This window comes from Streptomyces albidoflavus (assembly GCF_000719955.1).
Lineage (GTDB): Bacteria > Actinomycetota > Actinomycetes > Streptomycetales > Streptomycetaceae > Streptomyces > Streptomyces albidoflavus.
Genome location: NZ_JOII01000045.1, coordinates 13,849 through 36,704 on the forward strand (window position 1 = coordinate 13,849; position 22,856 = coordinate 36,704).

Consider the following 22,856-nt stretch of genomic DNA (forward strand, 5'->3'; position numbering starts at 1 on the left):
ACGGGGAGACCGTCGTGCCGGCAGGACCGGAAAGCGCCACGGCCGCCGCACTCACGGCATTCCGCTCACCCTCACCGACCGCTCCGCACCGGACAAGAAGTTTCCGCACTGCCCAAAGCCCGGCGGCCACCCGGCCGTCGGCGCCGGTGAGGGCGGTGGCCGCCCGGCACACGCGACAGTCCCCGCACCGGGCCACGTTCCGGTACGGGGACTGTTCTGGTGCGCGTGCGGGCTCTCAGGCCCGCAGGGCGGTGCGGAGGGTGCCGACGTCGAGCTGTTCGGTCTCGTCGTGCTCGGTCAGGTCGATGACGTGGCCGACCTCGTCGCGGCCGTGCGCCGGGCGCTCGGGGGCGGCGGCGCGGTCGTCCTCGGCGTCGTCGTCCGCGCCGCCGGTCCCGGTGGGGGACGGCGGGGAGGACGGCTCGCGGCCGTGGCGCGCCTGGCCCGCCTGGCCGCCGGCCACGCCCTGCGGGGCGGAGGCGGGGCGGGTGGCGTCCTGCCGGTGGGCGGCCAGCGCCTCCTCACCGACGACGTCGGCGAGGTCCTCGTGCTCCAGCGCCTCGGCGGGCGACTGGCCGGCGGTGCCGAAGAAGTCGAAGCCGCCGATGGCGCGCGGCGCCCGGGCGCGGGCGGGGTCGACGACGGTCGCGGCGACGGGCACCGAGGGGCGCCCGGTCCCGATGGTGCCGGCGACCGGTCCGTACGCAGGGTTCTGCGGGTCGGCCGCCCGGGGCTTCCCCGCCGCCGGGTCCCCCTCCGGGGTGCCGGGCCGCGGGGTCGCGGGCCGCGGTACCGGCCCCCGCGCGAGGCGTTCCAGCGCGGCACCGGCCTGGCGGTACAGCTCCGGGGTGGCCTGGCGCGGCACCCGGTGGGCCCCGGGCGCGGGCACCTGGGCCTGCCCGGGCGCCGGTACGGGGGCGAGGCCGACGCCCTGGGCCGGGGCGGCGGGGAGGGCGCGGGCGGGGGCGGACGCCTCGATGGCAAGGCGGCGGCGGCCTTCGAGGGCGCTGGCCCGCTGGGTCTCGGCGTTGGCGTACCGGCGCAGCAGGGCGGCGTGCTCGCCGCGCAGGCCCGCGATCTCGGTGCGCTTGGCCCGGATCTTCTGCTCCAGCTTGGCGCGCAGTTCCCGGGACTCCTCGAGGTCCGCCTCCAGTTCGGCGACGCGCTCCTCGTGGCGCCACTCGGCCCCGGCCCGCGAACGGGTCAGCTCGGCGACCCGCTTGCCCGCCACCCGGTCCCAGCGCCGCATGAGGACGGCACTGACCACGGCGGTGAGGGCGGCGGCGGCCACGAGCAGCCGCAGCACCAGCGGATCGGGGAAGATCCAGGCCAGTGCGGCGCAGGCCAGGGCGAGCGCGGCGAGGACCGTCGGCGGCAGCAGCCGGTGCAGCGGTGGGGAATGGCGATGACGTCCACGTGGCATGGCCAGAAACTTACCGCGCGTAGGCGCACTCATGGAGCCCCGCCCGGAAATCTCCTCCGCTGGTACGACGAGTTGCCGGGCGGGCTCCCGGACGAACTCCCCGCAGGCGAAAGCATTCCGGCCCGGAAATGGCCCTGGGACATGGCTCAAGGCCGTTCCGTCCCGGCCCGATTGACGGAAGCGGAACTTCCGCCGAGGCGTGCCGAGAGGTGCCGAGGGGTGCGGCGCCGCGTATTTCAAGATCATTTACGGACGCGTCCGCACCCCCGGACCGGACCACGAGAATCCCGGAAGGTCCAGCGGGCTCAGGAGCCCAGCAGGCCCTTCTCCTCGAGGTACGCCCCGGCGACGTCGGCCTCCTTCTGGCGCTCCTCGTCCACCTGGCGGTTCAGCTCGGCGAGGTCCTCGGTGGTGAGGGTCTTGGTGAGCTTGCCGAGGATGTCGGCTATCTCCTTGTCCCCGGCGTCCTTGGTGTGGACGACCGGGAGGATGTTGTCGGCGTTCTGGAGCTTCTTGTCGTCCTCCAGGAGCACCAGGTCGTAGTTGGCGAGGGTGGCGTCGGTGGTGGTGGTCAGCACGAGCTGGTCGGTGCCGTTCTTCACCGCCTGCTTGGCCTGCGGGGTGCCGACGCCCTTGGGGTCGATGCCGGTGACGTCGATGCCGTAGGTCTTCTTCAGGCCCGGGGCGCAGAACGGGCGGGTCTCGCATTCGTCGCCCGCCGCGATCTTGACCTTCTCGCCGGACTTCCCGAGATCCGAAAGGGTCTTCAGGCTGTGCTTGTCGGCGAATTCCTTGCTGACCGCGAAGGCGTTCTGGTCGACGGCCTCGCCGTGCGCCAGGACGGTGAGCCCCTTCGGCTCGGCGAACTTCTTCAACTCGGCCACGGTGGCGTCGGCGTCACTGGAGGCGACCGGTTCGGCGTCGGGCCCGTTCTTCTGCAGGTTGAAGAATTCGGTGAGCGTCGCGGCGTATTCGGGAACGATGTCGATCGCTCCCTTCTCCAGTTCCTTGGCGTAGACCTCGCGGTTCTGCACGGTCTTGACGTCCGTGTCGTAACCGGCGTCGCGCAGGATCTGCGCGTACAGCTCGCCGAGCACCTTGGCCTCGGTGAAGCGGGCGGCGCCGACGACGAGGGAGCCCTTGCCGCCCTCGTCCGCACCGCCCTTCCCGCCCTTCCCCTGGTCCTCCAGGCTCTCCCCGCCGCAGGCGGCGAGGGAGACGGCGAGCGCGGCCACGGCGAGCGCCGCACCGGACTTCCTGCCGAACCGCGAGGTCCGTCGCGTGTTGCTGTTCATGGGGCATCCACCATTCGTCGGATCAGGATCGGGGGGTACTGCTGCCTGTCGGGCACTGCGGAGGAGTCGGGGGACACCGGTCAGGACGCGGCGTCGGCCGGGGCGACCCGGGGCGTACCGCCGGAGGGGGCCAGGGCGGAGGGGCCCGGCCCGCGCTTCGCCGCGCGGGCCGCCCTCCCCGCGCCCCGGTCGGGTGCCGTCAGCCGGGTGACCAGGACCAGCACGCCTTCGACCAGCACCGCCAGCAGGGCGACGAGGAAGGCCCCGGCTATCACCTGCGGGGTGTTGCTCAGCCCGAACCCGGCGGTGATGATCCGGCCGAGCCCGCCCTCCCCGGCCATCGCGGCGAGCGTGGCCGTGGCGACGACCTGGACGCCGGCGGTGCGCAGCCCGGTCATCAGCAGCGGCTGGGCCAGCGGCAGCTCGACCCGGCGGAAGAGCTGCCAGCCGCTCATCCCCATGCCCCGGGCGGCCTCCACCACGGGCCGGTCCACCTCGCGCATCCCGAGGTAGGCGTTGGTCAGCAGCGGCGGCACCGCGAAGAGCACCAGGGCGATCAGCGTCGGCACGCCCTCGTGGGCGCCGAGCGGGGTGAGGGAGAGCAGGACCAGCACGGCGAGGGTGGGGACGGCGCGGCCGACGTTGGAGATGTTGACCGCGAGCGTGCCGCCCTTGCCGAGGTGGCCGAGCCACAGGGCGAGCGGGAGCGCGACGAGGCAGGCGATCACCAGGCAGACACCGCTGTAGTAGAGGTGTTCGCCGAGGCGGTTCCACACGCCCTTCTCGCCCTGCCAGTGGGCGGCGGTGGTGAGCCAGGTCCAGGCGCCGATGAGGTCGTTCACGCGGTGGCCGCCTTCCTCGCGGGGGCCGGGCCGGGTGCGGCGCCCAGGCGCGTCCAGGGGGTGCAGAGCCGTTGCAGGCCCAGGAGGAGCAGGTCGGCGGTGATCGCCAGGATCACGCAGAGCACCGAGGCGGCGAGCACCTGGGCGCGGAAGTCGGTGTCGAGGCCGTCGAGGATGAGGGAGCCGAGGCCGCCGTAGTCGACGATGGCGCCGACCGTGGTGAGGGCGACGGTGGAGACGGTGGTGATCCGCACCCCGGCCAGCAGCGCGGGCAGCGCCAGCGGCACCTCGACCTCCCACAGGAGCCGCCACGGCCCGTACCCCATGCCGGTGGCCGCCTCGCGGGCCTCCTCGGGGACGGCGTCGAGCCCCGCGAGGGTGTTCCGCACCAGGATCGTCAGCGAGTAGAGCACCAGCCCGGTGATCACCAGCGCCGCCGAGAGGCCGAAGAGCGGGAGCAGCAGGGAGAACATGGCGAGCGAGGGGATCGTGTAGAAGAGCGTGGTCACCGCGAGGACCGGGGCCGCGAAGGCGCGCCTGCGGTGGGCGAGGACCGCCAGCGGGAAGGCGATCAGCACGCCGATGACGACGGCGGCCACCGTGATCCCGATGTGCTGGAGGGTCGCGTCGACCAGGTCCTGGCCGCGCGTACGGAAGTACTCCCCGCAGACCCAGTCGTTGGCCACCAGGCAGTTCGCTGCGCTCACCCCGCCCGCCTCCCCCGCATCCCGCCGTTCACACCCCTGTTCGGCGGACCCGTGCACGACAGGGTCCACCCCGCGCGGCCCTTCCTGACAGGACCGCCGAAACCGCCGGAAACCCACCCTTACCGAACAGGCGTCCACGACTGTCTGCGACCCTAACGCCGGGCACCGACAATCGCCGGGGTTCGCCCCTTTCCGGGGTAGACCTGCAACACAGCCTTCACACGCCCACCATCCACGGCCACGACAATGGGGACCCATGATCCGGTTCGAGCAGGTCAGCAAGGTGTACGCGGACGGGACGACCGCGGTGGACGACCTCACCTTCGAGGTCGCCGCGGGGGAACTCGTCACGCTCGTCGGGCCCTCGGGGTGCGGCAAGACCACCACGATGAAGATGGTCAACCGGCTCATCGAGCCGACCTCCGGCCGGATCTCCCTCGACGGCGAGGACATATCCGCCGTCGACCCGGTCGAGCTGCGCCGCCGCATCGGCTACGTCATCCAGCAGGTCGGCCTCTTCCCGCACAAGACGGTCCTGGAGAACACCGCCACCGTCCCGCACCTGCTCGGCTGGAAGCGCGCCAAGGCCCGCGCCCGCGCCGCCGAGCTGCTGGAACTGGTCGGCCTCGACCCGTCCACGCACGGCGCCCGCTACCCGGAGCAGCTCTCCGGCGGCCAGCGCCAGCGCGTCGGCGTGGCCCGCGCGCTCGCCGCCGACCCGCCGGTGCTGCTGATGGACGAGCCGTTCGGCGCCGTCGACCCGGTGGTCCGCGAACACCTCCAGAACGAGTTCCTGAAGCTCCAGGCCGAGGTCCACAAGACCGTGCTCTTCGTCACCCACGACATCGAGGAGGCCGTCCGTCTCGGCGACCGCATCGCCGTCTACGGCCACGGCCGCATCGAGCAGTTCGACACCCCCGCCGCCGTCCTCGGCGCCCCCGCCACCCCCTACGTCGCGGACTTCGTCGGCGCCGACCGGGGCCTCAAGCGGCTCTCGGTCACCCCGATCGAGCCCGGCGACCTGGTCCGCCCGCCCGTCGTCCACCTCGACGACCCGCTGGCCGCCGCCGGGGAGCGGCTGCGCGCCGAGGGCGCCCGCTGGGCGGTGGTGCTGGACGGCGAGGAGAAGCTGCACGGCTGGATCTCCTCGGCCCGGACCGAGGGCGCCGAGGGGACCGTCGGCGAGCAGGCCCGCCGGATGGAGGCGTGGCTGCCGGTCGGCGCGCCCCTCAAGCGCGCCTTCGCGACCATGCTCCAGCACGACGCCGGCTGGATCGCCGTCCTGGACCCCGACGCGGACCACCGCTTCCTCGGCGTGCTGACCCCGGCCGCCCTCCACGAGGCCCTGCGCCGCTCCACGGCCGCCGACTCGCGCGCCGTACCCCGCCAGGAGGTCGCCCTGGAGACGGTCCACGCCGTCTGACGGGGCCGCGCGGCGGCCGGGGCGTCCGGCACGGCCACCGCACGGGACCGCGCGCACACGACCTACGCTTAAGACATGAGTACGTCGTTTGGGCGCGGGCGCGTCGCAGGGCTTCCGGAGTGGGACCGCTGCGCGGTCATGGGCGTGGTCAACGTGACCCCGGACTCGTTCTCCGACGGCGGCCGCTGGTTCGACACCGAGCGGGCGGTCAAGCACGGCCTGGACCTGGCCTCGCGCGGCGCCGACCTGATCGACGTGGGCGGCGAGTCGACCCGCCCCGGCGCGCCCCGGGTGGACGAGGCCGAGGAGCTGCGCCGGGTGGTGCCCGTGGTGCGGGCGCTGGCCGCCGAGGGTCTGGTCGTCTCGGTCGACACGATGCGCGCCGCCGTCGCCGAGCAGTCGCTCGCCGCCGGCGCGCTCCTGGTCAACGACGTGAGCGGCGGCCTCGCCGACCCCGCGATGATCCCGGCGGTGGCCGCCGCCGGGGCGCCCTTCGTGGTGATGCACTGGCGCGGCTTCAGCGACGCGATGAACAGCCGCGCCGTCTACGCCGACGTGGTCGGCGAGGTCACCGACGAGCTGCGGACGCGGATCGACGCGGCCGTCGACGGCGGCATCGCCCCCGACCGGATCGTCGTCGACCCGGGCCTCGGCTTCGCCAAGGAAGCCCCGCACGACCTGGCGCTCGTCGCCCACCTGGACCGGCTGCGGGCGCTCGGCCACCCGCTGCTGGTCGCCGCCTCCCGCAAGCGGTTCCTCGGCCGGGTGCTGGCCGGTCCCGACGCCGCCCCGCCGCCCGCCCGCGAGCGCGACGCGGCCACCGCCGCGATCTCCGCCCTCTCCGCGCAGGCCGGCGCCTGGGCGGTCCGCGTCCACGACGTCCGGCCGACCGCCGACGCCGTCCGCGTGGCCCGCGCGGTCGAGGCCGCCCGCTGATCCCCGGCCCGTTCCACCCCCACAAGCTCTCCCCCGCGCGCCCCTCGCGCGCCCCCGACGAACGGAGCCCGGTGACCCCCACCGAGATCGAGCAGGTCGAGCGTGCCAACGCCGAGTACTACGACATCGTGGAACGCGGGGACTACGCGGAGCTGGCCGCGCTCTGGCTGGACGAGGAGTCCCTCTCCTGCGTCCACCCGGGCTGGCCGGTCCTCAGCGGCCGGGGCGAGGTGCTCCGCTCGTACGCCGTGATCATGGCGAACACCGACTACATCCAGTTCATCCTGACCGACGTGCAGACCTCCCTGCTGGGCGCGACGGCCATCGTGACCTGCACGGAGAACATCCTCAGCGGGGGTCCGCCGCCGGAGGACGGGGAGCTGGGGCCGCTGGTGGGGCAGCTGGTCGTCGCCACCAACGTCTTCCGGCGCACCACCGAGGGGTGGAAGCTCTGGTCGCACCACGCCTCCCCGGTCCTCGCCGAGCTGGAGGCGGAGGAGGGCGACGGGGAAGGCGGGCCGGGTGAGGAATCCCCTGCCTGAGGGCGGGCTGATTCGCCGGCGTTCTGGGTAGGGGCCCTTCGCCGTCCCTGCCCGGAGGGTGGGGGACCGGTTTCCGGGCGGGCGCGGCCAGGTGCGCGTCATGTGGGGTTCCCCGGTTCTTCCCCGTGCTGTCCCGACCCCGTGGGCGGGCCGTGCCGGTGGCCACCGGTAGCCTCGCCTGAGGCCGGTGGGCCGGCCGCACCCGCGCACCGCCCGCCGACAACGACAAGAGCAGGAGTGATTCGCGTGGATCGTGTCGCGCTGCGCGGCCTCAAGGGCCGAGGGCACCACGGTGTCTTTCCCAAGGAGCGCGAGGAGGGCCAGACCTTCATCGTCGACCTCGTCCTCGGTCTGGACACCCGGCCCGCAGCCGAGAGCGACGACCTGACCCGGACCGTCCACTACGGCGTCGTCGCCGAGGAGGTCGTGGCCGTGGTCGAGGGCGAGCCGGTGAACCTCATCGAGACCCTGGCCGAGCGCATCGCCCGGACCTGCCTGAAGACGGACGCGGTCCAGGAGGTCGAGGTCACCGTCCACAAACCGGACGCCCCGATCACCGTCCCGTTCGACGACGTGACCGTCACCATCACCCGGAGCCGTGTATGAACCCGAACAGCAGCGACCCCACCGTGCAGCCGGTCCCGGCCTCCGTCGTCGAGCAGGTGGACGCCGCCGACGTGACCCTCTCCAACCCGAAGACCGCCGTGATCTCCCTCGGCAGCAACCTCGGCAACCGCCTGGAGACCCTCCAGGGCGCCGTCGACGCGCTGGAGGACACCCCCGGCCTGCGGGTCAAAGCCGTCTCCCCCGTCTACGAGACGGAGCCGTGGGGCGTCGACCCCGGCTCCCAGCCCTCGTACTTCAACGCCGTCGCGGTGATCCGTACGACGCTGCCCCCCGGCTCGCTGCTGGAGCGCGCGCAGGCCGTCGAGGAGGCGTTCCACCGGGTCCGTGACGAGCGCTGGGGCCCGCGCACCCTGGACGTCGACATCGTTGCCTACGCCGGTGTCGTCTCGGCCGACCCGGAGCTCACCCTCCCCCACCCGCACGCCCACGAGCGCGCCTTCGTCCTCGCCCCCTGGCACGACGTGGACCCCGAGGCCGAGCTGCCCGGGCAGGGCCCGGTGGACGAGCTGCTGTCGGCCCTGGCCGGCGACGGCCTGACCCGCCGCGAGGACCTGGAACTCCGACTCCCCGAGTAGACGTTGCCCCGGTGGAACGGCCGGGCGTACGCCCCGCGCCCGGGGCAAGCTGGAGGCAGGGACCCGGCCCGCCCCGGCCCGGCCGCCGCCCCCTGTGACGTCGCGGGAGCCGCCCGCCACGCGTGCGAAAGGACCTGACCTCCGTGAAGCAGCTCCGCATCAGGACACTGGCCGGCCTCCTCGTGGTCGCCGCCGTACTGTCCTGGGCGGGTGCCCGGCTCTGGGACGCCTTCGGCACCCTGCCCGCGGTCCCGCTGTTCGCCCCGATCGTGCTGGCGGCCATCGCCGCCGTGCTGCTGGCGACGGCCCTGGCGTTCCGCTCCCGGCTGCGCGCGCAGCGCGAGCGGCGCCCCGAGGCGAATGGCGTCGACCCGCTGGTGGCCGCCCGCGCCCTGGTCTTCGGCCAGGCGAGCGCCCTGGTGGCCGCCCTGGTCGCCGGGATGTACGGCGGGGTGACGGTCTTCCTCCTCGGCTACCTGGAGGTCCCGGCCCGCGCCGACCAGGCGCTCTACGCGGGCACCTCCCTGGTCGCGGGCGCCGGTGTGATCGCCGCCGGGCTCTACCTGGAGCGGGTCTGCAAGCTCCCCGAGGACGGCGACGACAACACCCCGGGCGCCGCCCCGACCGTCTGACCCCGGCCCCTGGCACGCACGAAGGCCGGGCGCACCCCGCTCAGGGGGCGCCCGGCCTTCATCCGTCCCGTCCCGGTCCGGGTCAGCGGGCCATGATCAGGCTCATCGCCTCGTTGCGGGTGGCCGCGTCGCGGAGCTGGCCGCGGACGGCCGAGGTGATCGTCTTGGCGCCCGGCTTGCGGACCCCGCGCATCGTCATGCACATGTGCTCGCACTCCACGACGACGATGACGCCGCGCGGCTCCAGGATCTCCATCAGCGAGTCGGCGATCTGCGTGGTCAGCCGCTCCTGGACCTGCGGCCGGCGGGCGTAGACGTCGACCAGCCGGGCCAGCTTGGAGAGGCCGGTGATCTTGCCGTCGGCCGAGGGGATGTAGCCGACGTGGGCGACCCCCACGAACGGCACCAGGTGGTGCTCGCAGCTGCTCTGCACCTCGATGTCCTTGACCAGCACCATCTCGTCGTGGCCCAGGTCGAAGGTGGTGGTCAGCACGTCCTCGGGCTTCTGCCACAGCCCGGCGAATATCTCGCGGTACGCCCGCGCCACCCGTGCCGGGGTCTCGCGCAGGCCCTCGCGGTCCGGGTCCTCGCCGACGGCGAGGAGCAGCTCGCGCACGGCGTGCTCGGCCCGCTTCTCGTCGAACTCGCCGATCGCGCCCAGTCCGTCCAGCGTCACCGGGTCGGTCATCTCTGCCTCGTTCCTGTGCGAATTACGCGTGTCACCTGCGGGCATACGAAACGGCCGCGCCCCCCAGGCTAGAACCTGGGGGGCGCGGCCTGCATTCCAGCCCCGCCCGCCTCTCGGCGGATGTGGGAGCCGTCACGCGGGGTGTGTCACTCCTCGGGACGGTCCTCCGGGGAGGCCGGCGGCTTCGTCAGGTCCGGGGTGGAACCGTTCGCGGGGCCGGTGCCGAGGGCGGCCGGGGAGCCGTTGGCGCCGTTGGTGAGGCTCAGCTCCTTGGGCGAGAGGACCGGCGGCCGCGTCGAGGGCGTACGCCGGGTCGAGCCGGTCCACGCGGGACGGGCCGGACGCTTGACGATCGTGGCGAAGATCTCGGCGATCTCCTCCTTGCCGAGCGTCTCCTTCTCCAGGAGCTGGAGGACCAGGTTGTCCAGGACGTCGCGGTTCTCGACCAGGATCTCCCAGGCCTCGTTGTGCGCCGTCTCGATGAGCTTCTTGACCTCCTCGTCGACGAGCGCCGCGACCTCCTCGGAGTAGTCACGCTGGTGCGCCATGTCGCGGCCGAGGAAGGGCTCGGTGTTGTCGCCGCCGAACTTGATGGCGCCGAGCCGCTCGGTCATGCCGTACTGGGTGACCATCGCGCGGGCCGTACCGGTGGCCTTCTCGATGTCGTTGGCGGCGCCGGTGGTCGGGTCGTGGAAGACCAGTTCCTCGGCGGCCCGCCCGCCCAGCATGTAGGCGAGCTGGTCGAGCATCTCGTTGCGCGTGGTGGAGTATTTGTCCTCCTCCGGCAGCACCATCGTGTAACCGAGGGCGCGGCCGCGCGAGAGGATCGTGATCTTGTGCACCGGGTCGGAGTTGGGCGAGGCCGCCGCGACCAGGGCGTGTCCGCCCTCGTGGTACGCGGTGATCTTCTTCTCCTTGTCGGACATGATCCGGGTCCGCTTCTGCGGGCCCGCCACCACACGGTCGATCGCCTCGTCCAGCATGTGGTTGTCGATCAGCTTCTGGTCGCTGCGGGCGGTCAGCAGGGCCGCCTCGTTCAGGACGTTGGCCAGGTCGGCACCGGTGAAGCCGGGGGTGCGGCGGGCGACGGCCGAGAGGTCGACGTCCGGGGCGACCGGCTTGCCCTTCACATGGACCTTGAGGATCTCCAGGCGGCCCTGCATGTCGGGCCGGTCCACGGCGATCTGCCGGTCGAAACGGCCCGGGCGCAGCAGCGCCGGGTCGAGGATGTCCGGGCGGTTGGTGGCGGCGATGAGGATCACGCCGCCCTGCACGTCGAAGCCGTCCATCTCGACCAGGAGCTGGTTGAGGGTCTGCTCGCGCTCGTCGTGACCGCCGCCCATGCCGGCGCCGCGGTGGCGGCCGACGGCGTCGATCTCGTCGACGAAGACGATCGCCGGGGCGTTCGCCTTGGCCTGCTCGAAGAGGTCGCGGACGCGGGAGGCGCCCACACCGACGAACATCTCGACGAAGTCGGAGCCGGAGATCGAGTAGAACGGGACGCCCGCCTCACCCGCGACGGCGCGGGCCAGCAGGGTCTTGCCCGTACCGGGCGGGCCGTAGAGCAGCACGCCCTTGGGGATCTTGGCGCCGACGGCCTGGAACTTGGCCGGCTCCTGGAGGAACTCCTTGATCTCGTGGAGCTCCTCGACCGCCTCGTCCGACCCTGCCACGTCGGCGAAGGTCGTCTTCGGGGTGTCCTTGGTGATCAGCTTGGCCTTGGACTTCCCGAACTGCATGACGCGGGAGCCGCCGCCCTGCATCTGGTTCATCAGGAAGAGGAAGACCAGGACGATCAGGACGAAGGGCAGCAGCGAGAGCAGAATGCTGAGGAACGGGCTCTGCTTCGAGGGCGAGACCGTGTAGCCCTCGGGGATGCTCTTGTCCTCGTAACCCGCCTGGAGCTTCCGGGCGAGGTCGAAGCCCATGTCGCCGATGTAGCTGGCCTGGATCTTCGTACTGCCGTCGATCTTCTGGCCGTCCTTGAGATCGACCTTGATCATCTGGTCGTCACCGGTGGTGAGGCTGGCCGACTGTACTTGCTTGTCGTTGATCGCCTGGACGACCTGGCCGGTGTCGACCGTCTTGTGCCCGCCGGACGAACCGACGACCTGCATCAACACGACCACGGCGAGGACGGCCAGCACGATCCACATGACGGGCCCACGGAAGTATCGCTTCACGTCCATCCATACGGAGCGGTGCCGCCCCGTCCCTCCTGCCATCGCGAGATTGATAAAGGCTGTACTAGGGAGTGCTCTGCGGCTCGGTCACGTACCCGCGCCCGACACTCCCGGGAGCGCGGTGATCCGCGGGTCCAGGAGCCGTGCGCCGTAGAACAGTTCTGACGATTGTTCTTCGGACGGTACCCCAGCATTGTCACCCGCGGCCGCAGGGGACGGGCCGGAAACCGTCTTCCCCTCTCCAACGGCGCGCGGTGTGCGAGGGTTCCCCGCGCTCAGCCGCCGTAGACGTGCGGGGCGAGGGTGCCGACGAAGGGCAGGTTGCGGTACTTCTCGGCGAAGTCCAGGCCGTAGCCGACGACGAACTCGTTGGGGATGTCGAAGCCGACCCACTCGACGTCGATGGCGACCTTGGCCGCCTCGGGCTTGCGCAGCAGCGTGCAGACCTTCAGGGAGGCCGGGCCGCGCGAACCGAGGTTGGAGATCAGCCAGGAGAGGGTCAGGCCGGAGTCGATGATGTCCTCGACGATCAGGACGTGCTTGCCCTGGATGTCGGTGTCGAGGTCCTTGAGGATGCGGACCACGCCGGAGGACTGGGTGCCCGCGCCGTACGAGGAGACCGCCATCCAGTCCATGGTGACGGGGGTGGAGAGCGTCCGGGCCAGGTCGGCCATGACCATGACGGCGCCCTTGAGGACACCGACGATGAGCAGGTCCTTGCCCGCGTACTCCTGGTCGATCTGCTCCGCCAGCTCCACCAGCTTGGCGTCGATCTCTTCCTTGGTCAGCAGCACCGACTGGAGGTCGGAGCCCATGTCTTTCGCGTCCACCCGCACATCACTTTCGTCGTCGGCCGCGGCCCCGGGGACTCACTCCCCGGGCCGACGGCCTTCGTCCGAGCCGGCGTCCGAACCCTGCGGTCGGCGTCAGCCTTGCCGGAGGACAAGTCTGCCACCCTGCCGCCGGGCCTCCACCTTGCCCGGCAGGTTGATGGCGCGCTGACCCCGCCAGCCGGTGATGAGCCGGTCGACCTCCTCGACGTGCCGGGCGAACAGGGAGCCCCCCGGAGCCCCGGCGGCGACCAGCGCCCGGCGCAGGATGCGGCGGCGTACGGCGGCGGGCAGCGCGTACAGCCGGGCACAGTCCAGCTCGCCCGTCTCGTCGCGGACGGCGGCCTCCTCGCGGGCGGCCCAGGCGTCCAGCGCGTCCGCGTCGTCCCGGGAGAGCTGGGCGGTACGGGCCAGGGCCTCGACCACGCCCTTGCCGAGCGCCTTCTCCAGCGCGGGCAGCCCCTCGTGGCGCAGCCGGGAGCGGGTGTAGGCGGGGTCGGTGTTGTGCGGGTCGTCCCAGACGGGCAGCGACTGGGCGAGACAGGCCGTGCGGGCGGTCTGCCGGTCCAGCTGGAGGAAGGGCCTGCGGTAGCGGCCCGAGTCGCCGGAGACGGCGGCCATGCCGGAGAGCGAGCGGATGCCGGACCCGCGGGCGAGGCCCAGCAGGACGGTCTCGGCCTGGTCGTCGCGGGTGTGGCCGAGCAGGACGGCGGCGGCGCCGAGCCGCTCGGCGGCCTCGTCGAGGGCGGCGTACCGGGCGTCCCTGGCGGCGGCCTCGGGCCCGACCCGGCGGGCACCGCCGGCGTAGGGGGCGCCGTGCGCGGTCCGGTCGGAGGCGGCGGCCACACGGACGGCGGCCGACTCGACCGGGTCGAGGCCGAGGGCGGTGAGCCGGGCCACCACGTCGGCGGCACGGGCGTCGGAGCCGTACTGGAGGCCGTGGTCGACGGTGATGCCGCCGGCCCGGATGCCGAGGCGGGGGGCTTCGAAGGCGAGGGCGGAGGCGAGCGCCATCGAGTCGGCGCCGCCGGAGCAGGCGACCAGCACGAGCGGGCCCTCGGCGGGCGGGGCGGCGCCCGGGGCCTCACCGGGGGCGGGGACCTGGACGGGGGCGCCGGAGGCGGCGCGGGCGCGGATCTGGCGGGCGCGCCCGGCGCGGGTGGCGCGGCCGACCCGTTCGAGCAGCTCGGCACGGGGCGGGCGGCCCGGCTGCCCGGCCAGAGGCTGGGGATGGGGATGGGGGTGCTCGGCGAGGAGGTCGTTCAGGACGCGGCGGACCGCGAGGCGTATCGCCGCGACCGCTGGATGGGGACCCATGTCCGGTTCCCTTCATGAAGTTTTCGGGGGGCGGGGCTCAGCTGCCGTCACTCAGCGTGCGTAGATGGTGACAGAAGCCGGGCATTCCCTGAGCATCGCACGCCCGTGAGCCACCTCACGGTCCCTCGGACGGGTGATTACGGGGGCGTACGCCTGCCACGCCCCCGCGCCGGGTCATGCTTCGGGGCCCCGGTGCACCCGGGCGATCCACTCGGCGGGGTGGGTGATCTCGGCGGGCGTGGGGAGGGTGTTGGGCGAGGTCCAGACCCGGTTGAAGCCCTCCATGCCGACCTCCTCGACCACCGCGCGGACGAACCGTTCGCCGTCCCGGTACTGGCGGAGCTTGGCGTCCAGGCCCAGCAGCCTGCGCAGGATCTGGTCCAGGCGGTTGGCGCCGGCGGCGCGGCGGCGCTGGAACTTCTCGCGGATCTCCACGACCGAGGGCACGATCTGCGGGCCGACGCCGTCCATCACGTAGTCGGCGTGGCCCTCCAGCAGGGACATGACGGCCGTGACCCGGGCCAGGATCTCGCGCTGGGCCGGGGTCTGGACGAGGTCGACCAGGCTGCGCCCGTCGATGTCCTGCTCCGGGGCGTGCGCGCCGGAGCGCGCGCCGGGTTCGGTCTCCGGGGCGGTGGCGGTGTCAGTGGCGGTGCCGGTGGCGCTGGGCTCCGCGGACTCCCCGCGGCGGCCACCCGTGAACGCCTGGACGGCGTCCGAGAGCCGTTCCAGCAGCGTGCCGGCGTCCACGTCGGTCTCCGCCAGGAACGCCTGGATCTCCGCCTCCAGGTGGTCCCGGAGCCAGGGGACGGCGGTGAACTGGGTCCGGTGCGTCTCCTCGTGGAGGCAGACCCAGAGCCGGAAGTCGTGCGGGTCGACGCCCAGCTCCCGCTCGACGTGGACGATGTTGGGCGCCACCAGGAGCAGGCGGCCACCGCCGTCCGGGGCCCCCGGGAGCTCGCGGGTGGCCGGGGCGAAGGTCTCGTACTGGCCCAGCACCCGCGAGGACAGGAACGACAGCAGCACGCCCAGCTCCACGCCGGTGACCTTGCCGCCGACCGCGCCCGCGATCATGCCGCCCGGGCCGTTGCCCCGGCGGGCGCGCATCTTCGTCATCAGCGGCTTCAGCAGGGAGCGGAAGCCGGCCACGTTGGCCTCGATCCAGCCCGGGCGGTCCACCACCAGCACCGGGGTGTCGTGCCCCGCCGCCGTGGTCATGCCCGTGAACGCGCGCACATGCTCCTCGGCCGCCACGGCGTGCCCGCGCAGTTCCGCGACGACCTCGCGGGCCTCCTCGCGGGTGATCTCCGGGCCCGGGCGGGCCAGCCTGCTTGCCGTCGTGACGGCCAGCTTCCAGTCGACCATCTCCACACCACCGATGCTCGTCATGGGTCAACCGTACGTGCTCAGGGGGCCTGGCGGCCCCCGGTGGAACAGGGTCTTGGGGTGGCTGGGCTCCGTCTTGTGGCCCAGCCGGCCCTGGCCGTGGCGGTTGCCGGCGGCCTTTGGTGGGCCCGGCTCCCGCGCCGGCTGGGCTCTCCTCGGCCGTCTGGCGGGGTTGCCTGTGGCGGTCGCTGGTGGCCTCGGGCGGCGGCCGGGCTGTTGGGTGCCGGGGGCCGTCTCGACCTTGCGGGTCACTGACGGCCTCAAACGCCGGCCGGGCTGTTGGTTGCCGGGCTCCGTCTCGACCGTGCCGGCCAAAGACTGGCCTCAAACGCCGGCCGGGCTGTCAGGGTCGCGGTTCCTCCGGCACGGGGGTGGGGCGGGGCCGCGCCGGGGTACCTCCTCACAAACTGCAAGGTGCGGGGTCAATTGGAGCAAGGCGGCCGTGTGTGCAGTTTGCTGCGGGGGCACCCCGACACGACCCCACCCCACGGTCTCGTACGCGGCCAACCGCCGGAGGGCGGATAAGGCCGTCACCAATACCCGGCCTCTCCACAGTGACCACCGTGAATACTTTCGCTCGCCACAAAGAACAATTGGGGACGGCATGTCTTTTCCCCACCCACCGGCGGGACGACGCCGACGAGACGGAAGGGCGGGGACGTGCCGGGGTGCCCCCGCAGCAAACTGCACGCCAGGCCGCCTTGCTCCAATTGACCCCGCACCCTGCAGTTTGTGAGGAGGTACCCCGGTACGGCCCCGCCCGACCCACACGGCGAACGCACCGCGAACCCCACAGCCCGGCCGGCGCTTGAGGCCATCTTTTCCAGCCCGGCCGGCGCTTGAGGCCAATCAGTGCCTCCAGGGTCACGACGGGCACGTACGGGCAGAGCCCAACCACACCAAACCCCAGCCTGGCCGGCGCTTGAGGCCGTACATGACGGCCACCGCCGGAGTCGGCAGGGAGGGGACGGGGCCAGCCATCTCCAAGCCCGGCCGGCGATTGAGGCCGTCTTGAACCGGTGGCGCGGAGCCGGAGACCGGCCACAAAGGCAGCCCGGCTGGCGGCGGGGCCGTCTCGGACCGGGCCGCCGAGGCCCGCAGGCAGGAGCGGGGCGTCAGCCACATCCCAGCCCGGCCGGCGATTGAGGCCATCGGTGACCCGCGGGGTCAGGGCGGGCCTGGTCGAAGACGAGCCGAAGCGGAGGCTGCCCTGCCGCGGCCGAGCCGGAGGCGGCCCGGTTGCCGCTCAGGCGGAGGCGGCCCAGTTGCCGCCCAAGCGGTGCCGGAGGCTGCGCGGCGCTCGCGGGCGGGCAGGGGGGGCCAGTTGCAGGCGTCCGGAAGGAGTGGAGTGCCCCTGAGCCGGGAGGCGGGTCAGCAGCCGCAGTGGGCCAGGGTGGAGGCGAGGTGGTCGAGGGTGGACTGGGCGGTGGTGGGGTCGGTGGTGGCGGAGGCGAGGAAGGAGAAGGTGAGGAGGCGGCCGTCGGTGGAGACGACGGTGCCGGCGAGGGTGTTGACGCCGGTGAGGGTGCCGGTCTTGGCGCGGACGACGCCGGTGCCGGCGGCGGCCTCGGGGTCGGTGTACCGCCCCGCGAGGGTGCCGCTGAAACCGGCGACGGGGAGGCCGGTGAGGACCGGGCGGAGTTCGGGGTGGTCGGTGTGGGCGGCGCGGGCCAGGAGGGAGGTGAGGAGGCGGGCGGTGACGCGGTCGGCGCGGTCGAGGCCGCTGCCGTCGGCGAAGCGGGCCCCGTCGAGGGGGAGGCCGAGGCGGCCGAGGGCACGGCGGGTCTCGCGTTCGGCACCGGCGAAGTCGGCCTTGGCGCCGGCGGCGAGGGCGGTCTGGCGGGCCAGGGCCTCGGCGATGTCGTTGTCGGAGTGGGTCAGCATCCGCTCGACGAGGGCGGAGAGGGGGGCCGAGCGGACGTCGGCCAGTTTCTCGGCCTGGTCGGTCGCGGCGGCCTCGCGTACGGCGCCCTCGACCTTGACGCCCCGTTCGGCGAGGAAGCGGGCGAAGGCGTCGGCGGCGTCCTGGGCGGGCCGGGTGGAGCGCGGGGCCGGGCCGGAGGTGGAGGTGTCCAGGCGCCCCTCGTCGGCCATGAGGGCGGTGACGGGGGCGAGGTTCTCGTTGGGGCCGATCGGGTGCCGGGTGGAGCCGCTGTACGCGGAGGTGTCGTAGGCGAGGCGGACGGTGCGCGCCCCGCGCTGCTTCAGGGTGTCGGCGGCGTGCCGGGCGAGGGTGCGCAGGGAGGCGTTGCCCGCGGCGTCGGCGCGGGCGGTGAGGGTCGGGTCGCCGCCGCCGACCAGGACGATCCGCTCGGGCGGGGCCCCGTCCTCGTAACCGGGGCCGGGTTCGGCGACCACGGTGGTGCGGATGCGGTGGTCGGGGCCGAGGACGCTGAGGGCCGCGGTGCCGGTGGCGATCTTGACGGTGGAGGCGGGGACCATGGCGGTCTTCGCCCCGCGCCCGTAGAGCTCCTTGCCGGTGGCGGCGTCGACGACGGAGGCGGTGGCGCCGGGGCCGAGCCCCTTGGCCTTCAGCAGCGGCTCCAGGGCGAACTCGAGGGCGGCGGCGGTGGGTGCCGGGGCCTGCCCGGCCGCGGCCTCGCGGGCGCCCTCCCCGGTGCGCGGCGCGAGGTCGCCCGCCTCCAGCGGGGCGAGGACGGCGGCGGCCTCGGAGGCGACCGGGTCGGAGCCCGCCGGGAGCGGACTGCCCGCCTCCGTACGGTGATCCCCGTCACCCGTGCCCGGGAGGAGGGCGGCGCGGCGGCTCTCGGCCGTACGCTGACCGCCGGAGTCCCAGGGACCGGCGGCGGCCGCGGCCGCGCTCGCCAGGGCCAGGCCGGACACGGCGGCTGCCGCCGTGAACTGCCAGGTCTTGAGCCGCCACCCACCGCGCCCGGACACCCCGCACCAGCCCCTTTCGCGATCACACACCTGCGTGAGGGACACTTAACCACTGCGTCTTGCCGCGAGCATGGCAGCCCGTCTGCCCGGGGGAAGACCGCAGATCACTCGTTGTATGAGCATGGAGGAGCCACCGGTGGAGTTCGACGTCACGATCGAGATTCCGAAGGGTTCGCGGAACAAGTACGAGGTCGACCACGAGACCGGCCGGATCCGCCTGGACCGTCGCCTCTTCACCTCGACCAGCTACCCGGCCGACTACGGCTTCGTCGAGGACACCCTCGGCGAGGACGGCGACCCGCTGGACGCGCTGGTCCTGCTGGACGACCCGACCTTCCCGGGCTGCCTCATCTCCTGCCGCGTCATCGGCATGTTCCGCATGACCGACGAGGCCGGCGGCGACGACAAGCTGCTCTGCGTCCCCGCGGGCGACCCCCGGGTCGACCACCTCAAGGACATCCAGGACGTCTCGGAGTTCGACCGCCTGGAGATCCAGCACTTCTTCGAGGTCTACAAGGACCTGGAGCCCGGCAAGTCCGTCGAGGGCGCCGACTGGGTCGGCCGCGCCGAGGCCGAGGCCGAGATCGAGCGCTCGTACCAGCGGGCCAAGGAAGCCGGTCACTGATCCCGCGCGGGCCGCGCGAGCGGCTCATCGAGCGACGGGCGGCGTACTCCTTCCCGGGAGGGCGCCGCCCGTCGCCGTGTGCGGGTGGCCTGCGCGGTCGCGGGTTTCGCGGCGGCGGGCCAAGGTAGGAGGGCCGTGGGTGCGCGCCGCCTCACGGTGCGCATACTGGGCATCACGGACAGACCGCGGGCAGGCGCGGCAGACCGTCCGGGCAGGACGCGAGGAGCGAGGCGGAGCAGGTGACGGAGGACGCGGACGACCGCAAGCCGCAGTCGGACGAGGCACGCAGCGCCTTCACCCCTCCCCAGGGGGTTCCGCAGTCGCAGGCCCCCGAGAACGAGTCGCAGATCACCTCGGAGTTCGCCCTCCCCGAGGGGCTGGCGGCGCCCCCGGCCGGTGAGGACGCCGAGCGTTCGGCGTTCACCCCTCCCGCCACCTACGACGCGCGCAGCGCGCCCCCCGCCTTCACGCCCGCCCAGGGCATACCGATGGTGCGGCTGGCCAAGAACAGCCCCTGGCAGGACCGGATGCGGGCGATGATCCGGTTGCCCGTGGCCGAGCGCCCGGCGCCCGACCTCACCCAGAAGACCGACGACTCCGGCCCGGCCGTCCCGCGCGTGCTCGACCTGACGCTCCGTATCGGCGAGCTGCTGCTGGCCGGGGGCGAGGGCGCCGAGGACGTCGAGGCGGCGATGTTCGCGGTCAGCCGGAGCTACGGCCTGGACCGCTGCGAGCCGAACGTCACCTTCACCCTGCTCTCCATCTCGTACCAGCCCTCGCTGGTCGACGACCCGCTGACGGCCTCCCGTACAGTGCGCCGGCGCGGGACGGACTACACGCGGCTGGCGGCGGTGTACCGGCTGGTGGACGACATCAGCTCGGACGACACCGAGGTGTCGCTGGAGGAGGCGTACCGGCGGCTGGCGGAGATCCGCAGGAACCGGCACCCCTTCGACACCTGGGCGCTGACGCTGGCGGCCGGGCTGCTGGCCGGTGGCGCCTCCATGCTGGTCGGCGGCGGCCTCGTGGTCTTCGTGGCGGCGGCGCTCGGCGCCATCGCCGGTGACCGGATGGCGTGGGTCTTCGCCGGGCGCGGGCTGCCGGAGTTCTACCAGTTCGCGGTGGCCGCGATGCCGCCCGCCGCGATAGGGATCGCCCTCCAGCTCGCCCATGTGGAGGTACGCGCCTCCGCGGTCATCACCGGTGGCCTCTTCGCGCTGCTGCCCGGACGGGCGCTGGTCGCGGGCGTGCAGGACGGCCTGACCGGCTACTACATCACCGCCGCCGCCCGCCTCCTGGAGGTCATGTACCTCTTCATCGGCATCGTGGTCGGCGTCCTGGTGATGCTGTACGTGGGCGTGCAGCTCGGTGCCGAGCTGCAGCCACGGGAGGCGCTGCTGTCGGTGGAGCGGCCGCCGATCCAGATCATCGCGGCGATGGCGCTGACCCTGGCCTTCGCCGTCCTGCTCCAGCAGGAGCGCTCGACGGTGCTGCTGGTGACGCTCAACGGCGGCGTCGCCTGGTCGGTCTACGGCGCGATGCACTTCGCCGGGAACATTTCCCCGGTCGCATCGACCGCGGTCGCCGCCGGCCTCGTCGGCCTCTTCGGCCAGCTGCTCTCGCGCATCCAGTTCGCCTCGGCGCTGCCGTACGTGACGGCGGCGATCGGCCCGCTGCTGCCCGGTTCGGCGACGTACTACGGGCTGCTCGGCATCGTCCAGGGCGACGTCAACACCGGCCTCTCCTCCCTGAGCACCGCCATCGCCCTGGCCCTGGCCATCGCCATCGGGGTGAACCTCGGTGGCGAGACCGCCCGCCTCTTCCTGCGGGTGCCCGGCGGCCCCGACGCGGCCACCCGCCGCGCGGCCAAGCGAACCCGCGGTTTCTGACCGGACGCGCGAAAACCGGCCCGGACACGCGAAAGGGGGCGCCCCCTTTCGCTTCCGGTCGCCGGTCAGCGCTTGGCGTGACGGCCGCGCTGGGGCGGGGCGGGGGGCGGCGTGGGGCCCGCGCCCGGGCCGGCCGCGGCGGCGCGCTTGCTCTGGCCGCGTGCCTTGACGAACTCGATGATGATCGGCACGACCGAGACGAGCACGATCAGGATCAGCATCGCCTCGATGTTCTCGCGGACGAACGCGATCTGGCCGAGCCAGGCGCCGAGCAGCGTCACCCCGGCGCCCCAGAGGATGCCGCCGAGGATGTTGAAGGTGATGAAGGAGCGGTACCGCATGGAGCTGACGCCCGCGATGATCGGCGTGAAGGTCCGCACGATCGGCACGAAGCGGGCCAGGACCAGCGACTTCGGGCCGTGCTTGTCGAAGAACTCGCTGGCCTTGGTGACGTTCTCCTGCTTGAACAGGCGTGAGTCGGGCCGCTTGAAGAGCGCCGGCCCCACCTTCTTGCCGAAGAGGTAACCGGCCTGGTCGCCGACGACGGCGGCCACGCAGATCAGCACGATGGCGAGCCAGAGCGGGAACTTCAGCTGGCTGGTGGTGATCAGCAGCCCGGTGGTGAAGAGCAGCGAGTCACCGGGCAGGAAGAAGCCGATGAGCAGCCCCGACTCGGCGAAGACGATGAGCAGCAGGCCGTAGATGCCGAACTGGTTGAGCAGGTAGTCCGGGTCCAGCCAGCTCGGGCCGAGCGCAAGCGTATTCACTGTTCCGGACTCCTGGGGTGGGCGGGGCGGGACGGTACAGCCGACCAAACTACCAACGCCCCGCCCCTGGCCCGTGCCGCGCCCTTACCCTCGCTTTACTCCGTACGGCGGGCGTTGGCGTGGATCGCGTCGTGCAGGTACTGGGCGAGCCCGGGGCGGATCGCCTCGTACGTGGCGGTGAAACGTGGGTCCGCCACGTACATGTCGGCCAGGCAGGTGTGCATCCGGGCGTCGCACGGGTAGTGGGCGCCGTCGATGAACCGGCGGTGCTCCTCGGCGGCGTCCATCGCCTCCGGGGCGTCGGCGGGCACGCCCTGCGCCAGCAGCTCCGCGACGCGGGCGTGCAGGGCGTCGAACTCGTCCTTGAGCCGCTGCCAGTCGGCCTTGGTGTAGGAGGCCGTCCGGCGCTGGGACTCGCGGTAGGCGTCGGTGTGGCCCCAGCGCTGCCGGGCCTCGTCGGCGTACTGGTCCGGGTCGTACCCCTCGAAAACCTCGAACTTCTCCTCGGGAGTGAGATTGATGCCCATCTGTGCTGCCTCCATGGCGGCGGCGACGGCGTCAGCCATCCGCCGCAGGGTCTCGATACGGTCGGTGAGCAGGGCGTGCTGGCGCCGCAGGTGGGCGCGGGGGTCGGCGTCGGGGTCGTCGAGCAGCGCCGCGATCTCGTCCAGGGCGAAACCGAGGGCCCGGTGGAAGAGGATGCGCTGGAGCCGGTCGAGGTCCCCGTCGCCGTAGCGACGGTGGCCCGCGGCACTCCGGCCCGAGGGCGAGAGCAGGCCGATGGCGTCGTAGTGGTGCAGGGTGCGCACGGTCACCCCCGCGACGGCGGCCACCTGCCCGACGGTGTACTCCATGGGCTCTCCTTTCGTCTTTCGTCCTGGGTCGGATCGTGTTGGGGGGGGTGCTGGGCGGGCGGTGAGTGCTGGGCGGATGCCTGAACGGGTCCGGTGCGTACGCCGGGGACCGGGCGGACGCAGGGCCTCGGGCGAACGCGGGGCGCCGGGCGGACGCAGGGCCCCTTGCAGGCGCCGAGCCCCGCGCGGACACCGGGTGGTGGCCGCTGCTGAAAGCGTGCCTCCTCACGTCGCGTGAGGAGCAAGGCGGCGGGCAGGCGGAGCGGCACGGGCCGGGGGCGCCCGGCGCGACCACGCGGACCGCGACCACACGGGCAAGGAGGCGCTATGTCGGGTTTACCCGCTTATCGTGGTCCGGTACGCGTCGCGGGGCCTCTTCCGGGGGCCCCTCCCCCCCCTCCCCCCACCCCACCC

The 22,856-nt window shown here is 73.1% G+C and carries 20 protein-coding genes; 8 read left to right on the top strand and 12 right to left on the bottom strand.

All coding sequences use genetic code 11. The annotated features are described in order from the left end of the window. Positions 1 to 235: 235 nt before the first annotated feature. From IF45_RS32720 to IF45_RS0128690, 4 genes are all read right to left on the bottom strand, one after another. Positions 236 to 1,423 carry a hypothetical protein gene (locus IF45_RS32720; protein ID WP_030310424.1) on the bottom strand — a complete coding sequence of 396 codons (1,188 nt, stop codon included), beginning with the start codon at positions 1,421 to 1,423 and terminating at the stop codon, positions 236 to 238. A gap of 305 nt (positions 1,424 to 1,728) precedes the next feature. Then, positions 1,729 to 2,718, bottom strand: coding sequence for an ABC transporter substrate-binding protein (locus tag IF45_RS0128680; RefSeq protein WP_003948933.1), 990 nt, complete (start codon positions 2,716 to 2,718; stop codon positions 1,729 to 1,731). A gap of 80 nt (positions 2,719 to 2,798) precedes the next feature. Continuing rightward, positions 2,799 to 3,560: an ABC transporter permease gene (locus IF45_RS0128685; protein ID WP_003948934.1), complete on the bottom strand. Its 762-nt coding sequence runs from the start codon at positions 3,558 to 3,560 to the stop codon at positions 2,799 to 2,801. Beyond that, positions 3,557 to 4,267 (bottom strand): ABC transporter permease, encoded by a 711-nt coding sequence (locus IF45_RS0128690; RefSeq protein WP_003948935.1) that lies wholly within the window; start codon positions 4,265 to 4,267, stop codon positions 3,557 to 3,559. The genes IF45_RS0128685 and IF45_RS0128690 overlap by 4 nt, the downstream gene beginning before the upstream one ends. Before the next feature lie 256 nt (positions 4,268 to 4,523). Here IF45_RS0128690 and IF45_RS0128695 point away from each other — a divergent pair, with 256 nt between their 5' ends. The 6 genes from IF45_RS0128695 to IF45_RS0128720 all read left to right on the top strand — a co-directional run bounded on the left by IF45_RS0128695 (position 4,524) and on the right by IF45_RS0128720 (position 9,002). Further along, the gene (locus tag IF45_RS0128695) at positions 4,524 to 5,690 is read left to right on the top strand and encodes an ABC transporter ATP-binding protein (protein ID WP_003948936.1); all 1,167 of its coding nucleotides are present in this window, start codon (positions 4,524 to 4,526) and stop codon (positions 5,688 to 5,690) included. A 75-nt stretch (positions 5,691 to 5,765) separates the two neighbouring features. Further along, positions 5,766 to 6,626 (top strand): dihydropteroate synthase, encoded by an 861-nt coding sequence (gene folP, locus IF45_RS0128700; RefSeq protein WP_008406593.1) that lies wholly within the window; start codon positions 5,766 to 5,768, stop codon positions 6,624 to 6,626. 71 nt (positions 6,627 to 6,697) lie between these two features. After that, positions 6,698 to 7,168: a nuclear transport factor 2 family protein gene (locus IF45_RS0128705; protein ID WP_030310428.1), complete on the top strand. Its 471-nt coding sequence runs from the start codon at positions 6,698 to 6,700 to the stop codon at positions 7,166 to 7,168. A 246-nt stretch (positions 7,169 to 7,414) separates the two neighbouring features. Then, positions 7,415 to 7,774, top strand: coding sequence for a dihydroneopterin aldolase (gene folB, locus IF45_RS0128710; protein WP_008406591.1), 360 nt, complete (start codon positions 7,415 to 7,417; stop codon positions 7,772 to 7,774). Further along, positions 7,771 to 8,370 carry a 2-amino-4-hydroxy-6-hydroxymethyldihydropteridine diphosphokinase gene (gene folK, locus IF45_RS0128715; RefSeq protein ID WP_003948940.1) on the top strand — a complete coding sequence of 200 codons (600 nt, stop codon included), beginning with the start codon at positions 7,771 to 7,773 and terminating at the stop codon, positions 8,368 to 8,370. The genes folB and folK overlap by 4 nt, the downstream gene beginning before the upstream one ends. 143 nt (positions 8,371 to 8,513) lie before the next feature. Then, on the top strand, positions 8,514 to 9,002 hold the full coding sequence (locus IF45_RS0128720; RefSeq protein WP_030310429.1) for a DUF3180 domain-containing protein: 489 nt from the start codon (positions 8,514 to 8,516) through the stop codon (positions 9,000 to 9,002). Between the two features lie 82 nt (positions 9,003 to 9,084). On the opposite strand, the gene folE is transcribed toward IF45_RS0128720, so the two are convergent. The 6 genes from folE to dacB all read right to left on the bottom strand — a co-directional run bounded on the left by folE (position 9,085) and on the right by dacB (position 18,307). Further along, entirely contained in the window at positions 9,085 to 9,690 is a 606-nt protein-coding gene (gene folE / locus IF45_RS0128725) for a GTP cyclohydrolase I FolE (RefSeq protein WP_003948942.1), read from the bottom strand. A gap of 146 nt (positions 9,691 to 9,836) precedes the next feature. Further along, positions 9,837 to 11,879, bottom strand: coding sequence for an ATP-dependent zinc metalloprotease FtsH (gene ftsH, locus IF45_RS0128730; protein ID WP_018469980.1), 2,043 nt, complete (start codon positions 11,877 to 11,879; stop codon positions 9,837 to 9,839). A 269-nt stretch (positions 11,880 to 12,148) separates the two neighbouring features. Further along, the gene (hpt, locus tag IF45_RS0128735) at positions 12,149 to 12,703 is read right to left on the bottom strand and encodes a hypoxanthine phosphoribosyltransferase (protein WP_015507657.1); all 555 of its coding nucleotides are present in this window, start codon (positions 12,701 to 12,703) and stop codon (positions 12,149 to 12,151) included. Positions 12,704 to 12,799: 96 nt separating this feature from the next. Beyond that, complete coding sequence (gene tilS / locus IF45_RS0128740; protein WP_008406583.1) at positions 12,800 to 14,020, bottom strand: tRNA lysidine(34) synthetase TilS; 1,221 nt, start codon at positions 14,018 to 14,020, stop codon at positions 12,800 to 12,802. A gap of 174 nt (positions 14,021 to 14,194) precedes the next feature. After that, positions 14,195 to 15,409 carry a zinc-dependent metalloprotease gene (locus IF45_RS0128745; protein ID WP_078842948.1) on the bottom strand — a complete coding sequence of 405 codons (1,215 nt, stop codon included), beginning with the start codon at positions 15,407 to 15,409 and terminating at the stop codon, positions 14,195 to 14,197. A 1,368-nt stretch (positions 15,410 to 16,777) separates the two neighbouring features. Then, positions 16,778 to 18,307 (bottom strand): D-alanyl-D-alanine carboxypeptidase/D-alanyl-D-alanine endopeptidase, encoded by a 1,530-nt coding sequence (gene dacB, locus IF45_RS0128750; protein WP_030310431.1) that lies wholly within the window; start codon positions 18,305 to 18,307, stop codon positions 16,778 to 16,780. Positions 18,308 to 18,443: 136 nt separating this feature from the next. Here dacB and IF45_RS0128755 point away from each other — a divergent pair, with 136 nt between their 5' ends. Together IF45_RS0128755 and IF45_RS0128760 are read left to right on the top strand one after the other, a co-directional pair. Then, complete coding sequence (locus IF45_RS0128755; RefSeq protein WP_003948948.1) at positions 18,444 to 18,932, top strand: inorganic diphosphatase; 489 nt, start codon at positions 18,444 to 18,446, stop codon at positions 18,930 to 18,932. 239 nt (positions 18,933 to 19,171) lie between these two features. Further along, entirely contained in the window at positions 19,172 to 20,821 is a 1,650-nt protein-coding gene (locus IF45_RS0128760) for a threonine/serine exporter family protein (protein WP_008411390.1), read from the top strand. Positions 20,822 to 20,886: 65 nt separating this feature from the next. Here the strand turns inward: IF45_RS0128760 and IF45_RS0128765 are convergent, their stop codons facing one another. Both IF45_RS0128765 and IF45_RS0128770 read right to left on the bottom strand, forming a co-directional pair. After that, a complete protein-coding gene (locus tag IF45_RS0128765; RefSeq protein WP_015507654.1) occupies positions 20,887 to 21,588 on the bottom strand; it encodes a DedA family protein in 702 nt (233 codons plus the stop codon). A gap of 95 nt (positions 21,589 to 21,683) precedes the next feature. After that, entirely contained in the window at positions 21,684 to 22,442 is a 759-nt protein-coding gene (locus IF45_RS0128770; protein WP_003948951.1) for a MerR family transcriptional regulator, read from the bottom strand. Positions 22,443 to 22,856 lie beyond the last annotated feature (414 nt).

What these genes read in the sequence shown, in the direction of transcription:
- folP (WP_008406593.1), top strand. Translation starts at nt 5,766, where the DNA reads ATGAGTACGTCGTTTGGGCGCGGGCGCGTCGCAGGGCTTCCGGAGTGG.
- IF45_RS0128680 (WP_003948933.1), bottom strand. Translation starts at nt 2,718, where the DNA reads ATGAACAGCAACACGCGACGGACCTCGCGGTTCGGCAGGAAGTCCGGT.
- folK (WP_003948940.1), top strand. Translation starts at nt 7,771, where the DNA reads ATGAACCCGAACAGCAGCGACCCCACCGTGCAGCCGGTCCCGGCCTCC.
- IF45_RS0128695 (WP_003948936.1), top strand. Translation starts at nt 4,524, where the DNA reads ATGATCCGGTTCGAGCAGGTCAGCAAGGTGTACGCGGACGGGACGACC.
- tilS (WP_008406583.1), bottom strand. Translation starts at nt 14,020, where the DNA reads ATGGGTCCCCATCCAGCGGTCGCGGCGATACGCCTCGCGGTCCGCCGC.
- IF45_RS32720 (WP_030310424.1), bottom strand. Translation starts at nt 1,423, where the DNA reads ATGCCACGTGGACGTCATCGCCATTCCCCACCGCTGCACCGGCTGCTG.
- IF45_RS0128770 (WP_003948951.1), bottom strand. Translation starts at nt 22,442, where the DNA reads ATGGAGTACACCGTCGGGCAGGTGGCCGCCGTCGCGGGGGTGACCGTG.
- IF45_RS0128745 (WP_078842948.1), bottom strand. Translation starts at nt 15,409, where the DNA reads ATGACGAGCATCGGTGGTGTGGAGATGGTCGACTGGAAGCTGGCCGTC.
- ftsH (WP_018469980.1), bottom strand. Translation starts at nt 11,879, where the DNA reads ATGGACGTGAAGCGATACTTCCGTGGGCCCGTCATGTGGATCGTGCTG.
- folE (WP_003948942.1), bottom strand. Translation starts at nt 9,690, where the DNA reads ATGACCGACCCGGTGACGCTGGACGGACTGGGCGCGATCGGCGAGTTC.